This is a genomic window from Chitinophaga fulva (assembly GCF_012927205.1).
GTDB lineage: Bacteria > Bacteroidota > Bacteroidia > Chitinophagales > Chitinophagaceae > Chitinophaga > Chitinophaga fulva.
In genome coordinates this window covers 847,606-861,702 of the sequence record NZ_JABBGC010000004.1, presented here as the reverse complement: position 1 = coordinate 861,702, position 14,097 = coordinate 847,606, and the positions used below count along the sequence as shown (strand labels likewise).

The 14,097-nt window shown below is 51.9% G+C and carries 10 protein-coding genes; all 10 read left to right on the top strand.

The genetic code is table 11. The annotated features are described in order from the left end of the window. Positions 1-99: 99 nt before the first annotated feature. Complete coding sequence (locus tag HHL17_RS31935) at positions 100-699, top strand: RNA polymerase sigma factor (protein ID WP_169228855.1); 600 nt, start codon at positions 100-102, stop codon at positions 697-699. 121 nt (positions 700-820) lie between these two features. Further along, positions 821-1,978 carry a FecR family protein gene (locus HHL17_RS31930; protein WP_169228854.1) on the top strand — a complete coding sequence of 386 codons (1,158 nt, stop codon included), beginning with the start codon at positions 821-823 and terminating at the stop codon, positions 1,976-1,978. A gap of 272 nt (positions 1,979-2,250) precedes the next feature. Beyond that, positions 2,251-5,589, top strand: a complete 3,339-nt coding sequence (locus HHL17_RS31925) for a TonB-dependent receptor (RefSeq protein WP_169228853.1) — start codon at positions 2,251-2,253, stop codon at positions 5,587-5,589. Positions 5,590-5,610: 21 nt separating this feature from the next. Continuing rightward, positions 5,611-7,194 (top strand): RagB/SusD family nutrient uptake outer membrane protein, encoded by a 1,584-nt coding sequence (locus HHL17_RS31920; protein WP_169228852.1) that lies wholly within the window; start codon positions 5,611-5,613, stop codon positions 7,192-7,194. A 171-nt stretch (positions 7,195-7,365) separates the two neighbouring features. Continuing rightward, on the top strand, positions 7,366-8,004 hold the full coding sequence (locus HHL17_RS31915; protein ID WP_169228851.1) for a (2Fe-2S)-binding protein: 639 nt from the start codon (positions 7,366-7,368) through the stop codon (positions 8,002-8,004). Further along, entirely contained in the window at positions 8,001-8,981 is a 981-nt protein-coding gene (locus HHL17_RS31910; RefSeq protein ID WP_169228850.1) for an FAD binding domain-containing protein, read from the top strand. The genes HHL17_RS31915 and HHL17_RS31910 overlap by 4 nt, the downstream gene beginning before the upstream one ends. Beyond that, entirely contained in the window at positions 8,978-11,161 is a 2,184-nt protein-coding gene (locus HHL17_RS31905) for a xanthine dehydrogenase family protein molybdopterin-binding subunit (protein ID WP_169228849.1), read from the top strand. The genes HHL17_RS31910 and HHL17_RS31905 overlap by 4 nt, the downstream gene beginning before the upstream one ends. A 4-nt stretch (positions 11,162-11,165) precedes the next feature. After that, positions 11,166-12,323: an XdhC family protein gene (locus HHL17_RS31900; protein ID WP_169228848.1), complete on the top strand. Its 1,158-nt coding sequence runs from the start codon at positions 11,166-11,168 to the stop codon at positions 12,321-12,323. Then, positions 12,323-12,907, top strand: coding sequence for a nucleotidyltransferase family protein (locus HHL17_RS31895; protein WP_169228847.1), 585 nt, complete (start codon positions 12,323-12,325; stop codon positions 12,905-12,907). Before HHL17_RS31900 ends, HHL17_RS31895 begins: the two co-directional genes overlap by 1 nt. 292 nt (positions 12,908-13,199) lie before the next feature. Then, positions 13,200-14,093, top strand: coding sequence for a phytanoyl-CoA dioxygenase family protein (locus HHL17_RS31890; RefSeq protein WP_169228846.1), 894 nt, complete (start codon positions 13,200-13,202; stop codon positions 14,091-14,093). Positions 14,094-14,097: the final 4 nt, after the last annotated feature.

Below are 14,097 nucleotides of genomic sequence, written 5' to 3'. Positions count from 1 at the left end.
CCGGTTGCATTTTCTTTCATTACACTGTTGTACCCATCATCATTTTTTGTTAATGACCTCACCGGGGCCAATAATTGATTGATTAGTATCTGACGCAGGATGCAGAACGACGTAGCACAGGAGACGATATTATTTGACCGGATCGCGGAAGGGGACGAGACAGCGTTTGAAGCTCTGTTTCATCTCTATGTGCCCCGCATCAGGCCTGTCATCCTGCAGATCATCCAGGAAGAAGCGCCGGTAAAAGATATCATCCAGGAAATATTCCTCGGCCTCTGGATGGGACGCGATAAACTCTCCGCTGTCAGCAGCCCCCGTAACTGGATCTTTAAAATGACTTACCACCGCTCCTACAGCTGGCTGCAAAAACAGGGCGTCCGGGAAAAAGCCCGTCACCAGTTGTCCTGGAGCGAAGACGAATACACCAACATCACGGAGGAAAACCTGTCCCTCTCCGAAACATCCCGGCTAATACGGGAAGCCATCGCACAGCTGCCGCCGCAGGCCATGAAAATATACCTCCTCAGCCGGGAAAGCGGCCTGAAAATCGCCGATATAGCAGGACAGCTGGACATCTCGGTTCAAACTGTCAAAAATTCACTGGTACGCTCCCTCCGCACCATCCGGGAATACCTGCTCAGACATGGTATTAGTATCCCTTTGATGCTGCTTTCTTACAGCCTCTCCTACTTTTTTTAAATTTTTTTTCAGATCGATAGGTACTATCGCATAGCTCACGGTACGTATATGCAGGGAGCCCCTTGCAACCGGGTCGTCCCACACCAAAATCCAACGTTCACGCGATACTAAAACCACGTCATTGCCAGATACTGAAAGACTGATATATTTATTATCACAGGCCCGCCAACGCCTCGCCACGCAAGAGGAATACACGGAACTGCTGGAGATCATCCAGGCAGATGAAACGGGTATGGTCAATGCGCAGATAGAAGCCTTCCACGGGCCCACGGCCCCGGACAGCAACGACCCTGCGGAATGGCAACAGCTCGTTACCGATATCCTCGCCGCCGACAAGTCACAGCATACCGCCCGCATAAAGCTCCTCCGCTGGAGATGGGTGGCCGCTGCCAGCTTGTTACTACTGGCCGGCGGCACCTGGTGGTGGCTGCAACCCGCTAAAACACCGGCGCCGGTACATGCACAAGCCACACCTGACGTGGCCCCCGGCGGCAACAAAGCGGTACTCACCCTCAGCGACGGCTCACAAATAACACTCGACAGCGCCACCAATGGCGTACTGGCACAACAAGGCAGCAGCAAAGTCACCAAACTGGCCAATGGCCAATTGGTATATGATGCTTCCGGCACCAGTCAGGGGAAAATACTGTACAATACCATGAGCACACCACTCGGCGGGCAATACAGCCTCATCCTCCCCGATGGCTCCAAAGTATGGCTCAACGCCGGTTCGTCCATCACCTACCCCACCGCCTTCACCGGCCAGGAAAGGAAAGTGAGCGTAACAGGCGAAGCCTTTTTTGACGTGGCGAAAAACGCTGCCATGCCCTTCCGCGTAGCGGCTAACAACACCACCGTGGAAGTATTGGGCACTCATTTTAATATCAATGCATATACAGACGAAGCCACTATCAATACCACCCTCGTGGAAGGCGCCATCCGGGTGTCTGCCCACAACCGCCAATTGGTGCTGAAACCGGGGCAACAGGCAAGGGTAGGGCATACCGATGTACAGGTGGCTGACCAGGTAGACCTGTCTGCCATCACGGCATGGAAAGAAGGGTACTTCTCCTTCACCAACGCTGACCTGCCCACGGTGATGCGGGAACTGTCCCGCTGGTACAACCTGGAGGTCAGCTACGAAGGCAAAATACCCGATCGCGTATTTAACGGGGAGATAGGCCGCAGCCTCACCCTCTCACAGGTACTGAAAGGACTGTCAAAAACAAGAATAAAATATAGAATAGAAGATGGCCACCGGATTGTTATCCAGCCATAACCTTTATAAAGAACGATGAAAAACAAAACAGGAACAATGATCAATTCAGGCTAACATAGAGGTATTCCCATGTACTTAAATGAAATAAGCCGGGGGTAAAGATTGGCGTCAGAACCCCGGCCTTAGTTCAGTTAAACCAACAAACAAGTCGGTAAACATTCTTTATTAATTCAACCAAACATTGCAAAAGTATGCAAGTAAAGGCTATTTGTAATTCCGGACCCGGTTGTCATCCAAAAAAGGCCGGGCTGTTCAACAAACTTTTGTTAGTTATGAAGCTAACTTCTCTTCTGCTCCTGACGGCTATTTTACAGGTGAGCGCTGCCACCAGCGCCCAAACCGTCACCTGGTCTGCCCGTGCAGCCAGCCTCCAGAAAGTGCTGAACGTCATCCGCCAGCAGACCGGCTATGCGTTCTTCTACGACCGGGAAGACCTGAAAAACACGTCACCGGTAACTGTGGAACTGAAAAACGCTTCCCTGCAAGCTGCTATGGACATGGTGCTCCAACACCAGTCCCTCAGCTACGAGGTACAGGGAAATACGGTATTCATCACCCGTAATGAAAAAACGGAAAAAAACATAAAAGCAGAAGTGAGTAATACCCCGCCGCCGGTAACCATCTCCGGCAAAGTGGTAGACGAAACCGGTACAGCCATCCCCGGTGCTTCCGTAATGGTGAAAGGCACCACCAAAGGCGCTATCACCAACCCTAACGGGGAGTTCCAGATCGCCGGCGTAGATGAAAATGCAGTGGTGACTATCACCAGCATCGGCTACACCGCACAGGAAATCAGCCTAAAAGGGAAAACACATCTCAATATCATCCTGCAGTCCGACGTAGCCTCCCTGAAACAGCTGGTAGTAGTAGGTTACGGCGTCCAGAAAAAAGCCAACCTCACCGGCGCCGTGTCCAGCATCGGCAGCAAGGAACTCGCCAACAGGCCCGTTACCAGCGTCAGCAACGCTTTACAGGGTACTATGCCCGGCGTAACAGTAATGGCTGCCAACAGCGGTCAGCCAGGTGCTGATGGCGCTAAAATCCGTATCCGCGGTATCGGTACGCTCAACACCAGCGACCCTGTGATTGTAATCGACGGAGTGGTGACCAACGTGGCCAACCTGAACAATATCAACCCGGACGATGTTGCCTCCATGTCAGTGCTGAAAGACGCTGCCTCTGCAGCTATCTATGGTTCCCGTGCAGCCAACGGTGTAATCCTCATCACTACCAAACAAGGCAAAAAAGGGGCTCCGCAGCTTACTTATAACGCTTATGTAGGGAAACAGAAAGCCACTGGCCTGGCAGACTTCCTGCCCTCCTGGCAGGTAGCTGAACTGGAAAATCAAGCCTCCATCAATGAAGGTGGTTCAGCTAAATACACCGCAGCACAAATCGCTAAATACAAAGACGGCTCCGACCCTTACAACTATCCGAATACTGACTGGCAAGGCCTCTTCTATAAAGGCAGCGGCATCCAGCAAAATCATTATCTCGGACTCACCGGCGGAACGGAGAAAACACAGTACGCACTGTCTCTCGGCCTCTTTGACGAAAATGGTATTGTAAAGAAAACCAACGCCAAAAGATATACCACCCGTCTTAACATCACTTCCGAAGTGGCCAACCACGTGAAAGTAAACGCCAATATCGGTTTTACTTCCACCGGTCAGAAAGAGCCGTCCAACCCTTACACCGGCGATTTTCAACAGTTGGTAAGGCAGATCAACAGGATCAACCCGCGCATACCGTATAAGTATGCCAACGGCCAGTATGGCGCTATCGGCGATGGTAATCCCATGGCCTGGCTGGAAGGCAACAGCCTGAACACCTATTCCTACTATGACCTCGTAGGTAATGTAGGCGTAGACTGGGAAATCGTAAAAAACCTACACTTCAAGCCCTCCCTGGCGTATATCATGAAGATCGGCAGCATTAAAAAGTTCAGGGCTGATCAGCAGTATTATAATGCCAACGGGGATAAGACCTTCTATCAGGGCCCCAGCTCTGTTACCGATCAGAGTAATTTCAGCAACACCGTTACACAACAGGCTTTGCTGGAATATACCAAATCCTTCAGCAAACACAATTTCAAAATACTGGGCGGTTTCTCTCAGGAACAAACAAAATACACCTTCGATGAAGGCTACCGTAAAGGATATCTTAACAATGAGCTCACAGACCTTAACCTTGGCGCTACCGAAGGACAATATGCACTCAACTATGGCTATCAGCTGGGCCTGCGTTCCTGGTTCGGTAGAATCAACTACGACTTCGATGGTAAATACCTGCTGGAAGCCAACCTGCGATATGACGGGTCTTCCCGCTTTGCCAAGAACAACAGATGGGGAACCTTCCCTTCCTTCTCCGCCGGCTGGAACATTGACAGGGAGGCATTCTTCGATGCACTGAAACCGGTAGTGTCCAACCTGAAACTCAGAGCATCCTGGGGCATGCTGGGTAATCAGTACATCAAAGGCATAGATGATGTTGCTTATCCCACCTATCCATACTACCCATATATTTTCACCGTTTCCGGTAACCAGAACTATGTACTGGGCGGAACAGCAGCTGGCGTAATGCCGGGCGTGGCACCGGTTAACGGCGCCAATCCCGATATCAAATGGGAAAGCACCACAGAAACAGGTGTTGGTATTGATGCAGGCTTCTTCAACGGCAAGCTGAATTTCTCCGCCGACTATTTCAATAAAGTGACCAACAACATCCTGCTCGCCATACCGGTAGGCGCAGTTTACGGCTTCAAAGCACCCGCTCAAAATGCCGGTGCAATATTGAACCGGGGTTGGGAATTTGTGCTGAGCTACGGCGATACCAAAGGCGACTTTACCTACAACGCCGCTTTCAACACAGCATTTATTCATAACGAAGTTACCGACCTCCATGGTTCCGGCCCTATCACCAGCGGATATACGTTCCAACAGGTAGGCTATCCTGTCAGCTCACTTTATGGCTATATCGCAGACGGAATCTTCCAGTCAAAAGAAGAAGTAAAAAATTCACCCACCCAGTTACCGACTACTGCACCTGGTGACATCAAATACCGCGACATAAACGGCGATGGTAAGATCACGGGAGACGACAGACAATACCTGGGTAACTATTTCCCGAAAGTGACCTTTGGCCTGAACCTTAGCGCCTCCTGGAAAAACTTTGATCTCGGTATATTCCTACAGGGTGCTGCTGGTGTAAAAAATTATTATGACGGGGGCAAGATCGGTGCTATCGGCGGTAATGCGAACAAACCTACTTCCGCATTCCTCGACACCTGGACAGCGGACAACCCGAATGCTCCCATGCCACGGGCCTGGTCTAACTATAAACAAAATGATCCCAGCGGTACCCCTTCTTCCTTTTGGGTAAAAGATGGTTCCTACCTGCGCCTCAAAAACCTGCAAGTAGGTTATTCTCTCCCGGAAAAAATGATCAAACGGATTGGCCTGACCAAACTGCGCTTCTACTATAGCGGCCAGAACATCCTCACGTTTGACCATCTCTATAAATGGGTAGATCCGGAAGCCTCCATCAGCAGCAGTATTTATTACTACCCGCAGGTGAAAGTGCACACTTTTGGCGTGAATGTTAGTTTTTAACCGTTACGAAAAATCATGATCATGAAAAGAAACCTTCTCTATATACTGCTCGCAGGTGTGCTGACACAAACCGCCTGTCAGAAAGATTTTCTGGACAAATCTCCTTCCGATGGCTATAGCAATGAATCGCTGTGGACTACCGAAGCTGCCGCAGTTGCCGCTCTCAGCGGATGTTACAAAAACTGGGAAACCAGCTCCAGCATCCTCTATATGGACGCGATAAGCGACAACAGCTACAGTCAGTGGCCATGGGACAACTACCAGCACCTAGGCAACGGAACAGCCACCGCTACCGACCCTCAGGTTGCCAACCAGTGGGATTATGTCACTATCCAGAGATGTAACTGGTTCATCGAAAACGTGGATAAAGCCACTATTGCCGACAACCTGAAAAACCGTTTCAAGGCAGAAGCCCGCTTCCTGCGCGCATACCGATACTTCATCCTGACACAACTCTACGGCGACGTTCCGCTGTCAGTAAAAAACCTGAGCGTACAGGAAGCTAACACCATCAGCAGAACACCTCGCGCAGAGGTCCGCAAATTTATCACCGATGAACTGGCAGCCATTGCTCTGATACTGCCAGACAAGTATTCCGGCAGTGACTTAGGACGTATCACCAAAGGAGCCGCTTTGGCACTGAGAGCACGCGTAGCGTTGTTTGACAAAAACTACGCTGCCGCCATCGAAGACTGTAAAAAAGTAATGGCACTCGGTTATGGCCTTTATCCCAATTACACAGATCTTTTCCGTCAGGATTTCGAAAACAACAAAGAGGTCATCCTCGATGTTCAATACAAAGCCAACGAAAAAGATAACAGCAATGGCGACCTGGGTATCCTGCCTTCTTCCGGTTATGGCGGATGGGCTTCACTTAGTCCTACCCAGTCACTGGTAGATGCCTTCGAAATGGCCAATGGTAAAACAATTGATGATCCTACTTCCGGTTACAGTGAAGACAATCCATATGTCAACAGAGATCCTCGTTTAGCCGCTAACGTTGTATATCCGGGATTACAGTACAGCGGTAAATTCTACGATCCTATTACTTCAGGCAGCGGTGATTATTACAGCGAAGGCAACAACTCCCCCACCGGTTACCTGGTAAGGAAGTTTGTTCCTTTTCTGTCAGACTTCCCTGATATGTGGAACACCGGTGTGAATATCATCGTGATCCGTTATGCAGAAGTACTGCTCACCTACGCTGAAGCACAAATAGAATCAGGTGTGATGGACAACAGCGTATATCAGGCACTGGACGATATCCGCACCCGCGCCGGTATGCCTGCGGTAGACCGCACTGTTTACAACAATATCGCTTCGCTGCGTACACTTATCCGCCGGGAGCGCCGCGTGGAGCTGGCGCTGGAAGGTCTTCGCTGGTATGATATCCAGCGTTGGCAGATAGGCCCCACCGTTAGGACCGGTACCGTATATGGTACCCGCCTGGGCACCGTAGACGCCAACACCGGTAAAGTGACACTGACCGGCAACCATGTGGTGGCTGAACAGCGTAACTTCAATCCGCAAAGAGATTACCTCTGGCCTGTTCCGCAGAAAGAAAGAGATATCAACAAAAGCCTTGGTCAAAATCCTGGCTACTAGAGGATATGTAGGAATTTTTTGATTTTCGATTTTTTGATTTTTATAAGAAGACCGAAGCGAGTAATAGATCGCTTCGGTCTTCCTCTTTTATCCATTCCCCCAATCCCAAAATCGTCAATCAAAAAATTCCTAAATATTTGTACCTTATTGCTGAATAAAACCCTTGTGTCTATGTCACAAGCACCAAACGAAAACCCGTCATGCCCGGGTAAAAAGGACAAGCACGAAGCCAGGCGTGACTTCCTGAAACAATCTTCCGCGTTGATGGCCCTCGCACTCACGCCACCATTGGTCGTAAAAGCAGGCGAACATGATGAAACGATCGCCGGTCTCTTTGAGAAAATGCCGGTCAGCATGGAAATCAATGGAAAAGCTTACCAGCTCTCTGTTGAACCCAGGGTGACCCTGCTCGACCTGCTGCGTGAACAGCTGCACCTGACAGGCACCAAAAAAGGCTGCGACCACGGTCAATGTGGCGCCTGTACCGTACATGTCAATGGTCAGCGTATCAACTCCTGCCTTACCCTCGCCGTGATGCAGGAAGGGAAAAAAATTACCACCATCGAAGGCCTTGCACAGGGAGATACCTTACACCCCGTACAGGAAGCTTTTATCAAACATGATGGCTTCCAGTGCGGTTATTGTACGCCCGGCCAGATCATGTCGGCCGTGGCCTGTATCCGCGAAGGGCATGCAGGCTCTCCGGAAGAGATACGCGAATTCATGAGTGGGAACATCTGCCGCTGCGGTGCTTACGACAATATCGTGGCAGCTATTACGGAAGTAAAACAGGGAGGGCATACCGTATGAACCAGTTTTCCTATGTAAGGCCCGCCAGTCAGCAGGCCGCCATCGACGCCATTACCAGGGACAGTTCCGCCCGTTTCATTGCCGGCGGCACCAATCTGCTCGACCTGATGAAAAACGGCGTATTGGCGCCGGAGAAGCTGGTAGACATCAACCGGCTGCCGCTGAAGAATATTACGCTGAACAATAACATCCTGCATATCGGCGCACTGACGCTCAACAGCGAGGTGGCCGCGCATCCGCTGGTAAAAACACACCACCCGTTGCTATCACAGGTCCTGCTGGCCGGTGCTTCGCAGCAGCTGCGCAACATGGCCACTACCGGCGGCAATATGATGCAACGTACCCGCTGCAGCTACTTCTATGATATCACCATGCCGTGCAATAAAAGAACGCCCGGCAGCGGATGCAGCGCTATTGGCGGTATCAACCGGATGCACGCCATCTTCGGCGCCAGCGACCAGTGCATCGCTGTACACCCCAGCGATATGTGCATTGCCCTCGTGGCGCTCGATGCTACCGTACTGGTGGCCGGCCCTAAAGGCAACCGCCGTATTCCCTTCGGTGAATTCCACCGGCTGCCTGGCAATACACCCGACAAAGACAATAACCTCGGTAAAGGAGAACTGATCACCGGTATAGAGATACCGCACAGCCCCTTCACCCAAAACGTATATTACCTGAAAGTACGTGACCGCGCCTCCTATGCTTTTGCCCTCGTGTCTGTGGCAGCGGCACTGGATATCAGCAACAATACTATCCGCGGCGCCCGTCTTGCGATGGGTGGCGTGGCCCACAAACCCTGGCGCCTGCACGAAGCCGAAAAAACACTGATCGGGAAATCACCCACAGCGGACAATTTCCGTATAGCCGCCACCGTGGCTACACAATCAGCCCGCACCTACCAACACAACGCATTCAAAGTGCCCATGGCACAGAACAGTATCGTCACCGCCTTACAAAAAGCTGCTGCCGTATGAAAAAGCAAACAGTAGGACAATCCATGGACCGTGTAGATGGCCGCCTCAAAGTAACCGGAGGCGCCCGCTACTTTGCTGACCATCAGCCGGAAGGTATGCTGTATGCCGCATTGGTATGCAGCCCTGTCAGCAGCGGCCGGATCACCGCCATTGACGCAACAAAGGCGCTCAGGGCGCCCGGCGTGGCCGACGTGGTATCCCACCTCAACGCACCACCTGTTCCCGGCTATAAAGTGGAAAATCCCAATCCTAAACAAGGACTTAAAATATTCCATGACGACCGTATCTATTCCAACGGTCAGCCAGTGGCCATCGTAGTGGCCAATACGCTGGAACGCGCGGTATACGCTGCGTCACTGGTGAAAGTCACCTACGCACAGGAAGTTCATCAGACTGATATGGCCCACAGCATGGACCAGGCCTTTCAAAATAAAAATATGAAAGACTACCTGCGTGGCGAAGCAGATGCCTGGAAAAAAGCACCGGTCAGCGTAGAAGCGGAATACAACATTCCCATCGAAGTACACAACCCGATGGAACTGGCGGGCATCATCGCCCACTGGGAAACACCCGATAAACTGACACTCTACGCCAAAACACAAGGCGTAAAAAGCGTGCAACAAAGTTTAAAAACACTCTTTCAGCTGCCGGAAAGCCAGATCACCGTACACTCCCAGTTTGTAGGAGGCGCTTTCGGCATGGCACTGCGTATATGGCCCATGGAAATCGCCACTATCCTGGCAGCTAAGAAGATACGCAAGCCGGTAAAGCTGGTTATCACCCGTAAGGACATGTTCACCCTCGTGGGCTACCGCCCGGCAGCCAAACAACGTATAGGCATCGGCGCTACTGCCGAGGGTAAGCTGACCGGCATCACACATGAGGCGGTGGCTAATACATCGCCGTACGAAGACTTTACAGAAGCGATTGTGAACATGAGCCGCATGATGTATGCCTGTCCCAATGTAAACACACATTACCAACTGGTACCACTCAATCTCAGCACACCGGTATGGATGCGCGGCCCCGGTGAAGCCACCGGCGCTTTTGCACTGGAATCCGCCATCGATGAACTGGCCCATAAACTTCATATGGACCCGTTACAGTTACGCCTCGTCAATCATGCTGATATAGATCCGGAAAGGAACCTGCCTTACTCCAGCAAATACCTGAAGGAAGCCTATGAGATGGGCGCCGCTAAAATAGGCTGGCAGCAACGCAGCCAGACACCCGGTAAACTGGAGGAGAACGGCTGGCTGGTAGGTTATGGTATGAGCAGCGGCGTATTTGGCGCCGGGCGCGGCAGGGCCACTGCCAGCGCCACCCTCAAAGCCGATGGTTCCCTTGTGGTCCGCAGCGCCGCCGCAGATATCGGTCCGGGCACCGCTACTGCCATGGTCCAGATAGCCGCCGACGCTACCGGCATCGATGTTAAAAAAATAAAATTCCTGCTGGGAGAATCGGAATACCCCGAAGCACCCCGGCAGGGCGGCTCTTCTACAGTATCCACCGTCGGCAGCGCTGTCAACGACGTATGCCGCAACCTGCAACAGAAACTGGGCGAACTGGCCACGGCCAATATCCCCGCGTTCAAAGACCTGAAAGCGGAAAACATTCAACATGAAGACGGGCAGCTGGTAGCCGGCAACACCCGGCTGGACTACGCTGCCCTACTGCAACAGCAACAACTGCCGGAGCTGGTAGTGACCACCACTTCCCAGGCCGGCGACGAACGGAAACAGTACGCCATGTATTCCTTCTCTGTTCATTTCGCCAAAGTACAGGTACATCCGGCTACCGGTGTAGTACGGATTAAACATATCGTCAGCGTGGCCGATTCAGGAACCGTAGTGAACAGCAAAACGGCCCGCAGCCAGATGATCGGTGGCGTGGTAGGCGGCATCGGCATGGCCCTCACAGAAGAAGCCCTGATCGATCACCGCTTCGGCCGTTATGTCAACAACAACTATGCGGACTATCATGTTCCCGTTAATGCTGATACGCCGCCAACAGATGTGTTGTTTATCAATAAAAAAGATCCTGTTATTAACCCGATGGGGGCCAAAGGCATGGGCGAGATAGCTCTGATAGGCTTTGCTGCCGCTGTTTCCAACGCGGTGTTCAATGCCACCGGCAAGCGGGTCCGCGACCTGCCCATCACCCCCGACAAACTGATTTAATACCATGCAGAAAGAGCTGGAAGATATTGTGAAGGCGTACCTTGCCGCCAGTCAGCAAGGCCTGCAAACAGCCCTGGCCACGGTTGTACACGTGGAAGGTTCAGCCTACCGGCAGCCCGGCGCACGCATGCTGATCACCGAAAACGGCGCATTAACAGGCGCTATCAGCGGCGGCTGCCTCGAAGGCGACGCGTTGCGCAAAGCCCAACTCGCCATGATGCAACAAAAACCCATGCTGGTCACCTACGATACAACAGATGAAGATGATGCCACTATCGGCGTGGGACTGGGTTGTAACGGCATCATACACATCCTACTGGAACCGCTGGGGCCACACCTCTCCATGAACCCACTCACACTGCTGCAGCAACATGCCGGCAGACGGGATACCACGGTAATGGTTACACTATTTAACCTTGAACAACGTTCCGCCCCACAACCAGGCACCTGTATATTCATTACTGACGGCGGAGAAAGACAGGTACACCTCGAAGATGGACCGCTGCGCACCGCCGTGCTGGCGGATGTATGTGCAGCCTTTACTTCGCGGCGTTCCGCTGTGAAGACCTACGATAACGGTCAGGAACAAGTCACCGCGCTCATTGCCTGGCATCCGCCGGCATTACAGCTGCTCATTGCCGGCGCCGGCAACGATGTGCGGCCACTGGTGAAAATAGCTGCTGTGCTGGGATGGCATACCATCGTGGTGGATGGCCGCCCGGCTTATGCCCAGCAACAACGTTTCCCGGAAGCTACGCGTGTGATCGTCGCCAAGCCGGTAGAGGTGCTGCAGCACCTGCAACCGGACGACTATACCGCCGCAGTGCTGATGACGCATAACTACAACTACGACATTGCCCTGCTGACCGCATTGCTGCCTCACCACCTTCCCTATACGGGCGTACTCGGGCCCGCCAGAAAACTGCAACGGATGTTACAGGAGATGGAAGATGCCGGTACCGTGGTCTCTCCGGAACAACAGGCACGTATATACGGTCCTGTGGGATTGGACATCGGCGCGGATGCACCGGAAGAAATAGCCCTTTCCATCATCAGCGAAGTAAAAGCAGTCATGGCTGGCGCACCCGGTGATTCCCTGCGTAACAATCCGGCTGTTATCCATCAGCGCACCCGGCAACAGGTCATTCAAAAACAATTATAATGAGGCGTACGGGCGTGGTCATCCTTGCTGCCGGCGCCTCCCGGCGTTTGGGGACACCCAAACAACAGGTCCGCTTTCAGCAACAAAGCCTGCTGCAACGTATCATTCACACCACACACCAGACCACTGCCCGCCCTGTAGTAGTGGTGCTGGGCGCCTTTGCAGACACTATCCTGCCTGACATGCAGGATAGTGAAGCCGCTGTAGTCATCAACCCCAACTGGGAAAGCGGCATGGGCAGCTCCATACAAACCGGTACCCGTGAAATAATACGTATAGATAACAACGTGAGTGACATCCTCATCCTCCTGTGCGACCAACCTTTCATCACCCCGGCCCTGTTGGAGGAACTGATCACCACACATCACCAGCAAAACAAGGGCATCACCGCCTGTACCTACAGCGCTGTCACCGGTACGCCCGTAGTATTCAACAGCAAATATTTCCCTGCTTTACTGACATTGACAGCACCACAGGGCGCAAGAAAAATCATCCAGCAACACCCCGATGATGTCACTACTGTTCCCTTCCCTGATGGCATCATAGACATCGACACCCCTGAAGATCTCGAAAAACTCCGCTAACCCCGTCATTATCAATCATCGAAAAAAAAACATCCGGTCGTTGTATTTTTTATCAGATCTTTTTACTTACATTTGTCTACAGAATTAGTAGACTAATAAAATCTACCATTATGGAAAATCAGCTTCGATATCTAAACCTGCGCCTGCAAAGGCTTTTATCAGCCAGCCAACCTGCTGCCTGCTCCTGTTGTTGTTAATCCTGCTCTCCCCTGCTGCGGTCTTCCCCACCAACTTCCGCACACATAGCATCGTTTCAAAGCTTCATTTTTTACTGTTACAAAATCTGCTCGTCATGAAAACGAACAACCAACCCGTATTTCATTTGGGGAAAACTGTCACTGCCCCACAACTGACCTATTTTCAGCAACATGGTATCATACAGTTTAAAAATTTCCTCGACAAAGAATCGTTGTCTCTTATTTTAAGCGAAGTAGCGCAGGTACAGGATTTCCTGCTGCGCAACCAGGTAGAAAAAGTAAATGGCATCCCATTGAAATTTGGCAGCGACATTAACGGCACGCCCCTGATACAACGCATCGCATTTGCCTCTCACTACAGCAATGCGCTGCGGGAGCTGCTGAAAGATGAACGCCTCCTGGCGCTGACCAACCTGCTATCGCCTTATGATGGCCGCATTGGCGAAAATGAAAAAGACGGCCTCGTCATCAATCACTATGTAAATACCGACAGCAGCCAGTTCCGGCAGTTGGGATGGCATACCGACAGTCCCCGTGATCTTTTCCTCGGCACACGGATTCTGCCTATGCTCAACGTAGGCATCCATCTGGATGACTGCCCGCTGGAAAACGGTGGTCTGCGCGTACTCGCAGGCACACACCACCAAAGTCTCTTCCGGCTGCTGTTCCGTAAAAAATATTTTATCGATCATACGCCTGACGAGCGGGAAACCGGCTTTGAGATTGAAGCCGGCGACCTTACCGTGCATGATGGCCGGTTATGGCACCGTGTACAACAATCACCTTTCACCGGCGAAAAAAGCCGCCGAAGGGTGATGTACATCCCCGTAGTCACGGGTGCTTACCAACCCAAACATGCACAGTCTCCTACACCATTTTATCATAAACTGGCACAGCTGAAGCAGCACCTGCACGGCGGAAAACCGCAATGGGCCGCCGCTAAAGCCACCGAAGGTAAGCTGGCGAAAGTTAACAGTACTGCTATCTAAAATA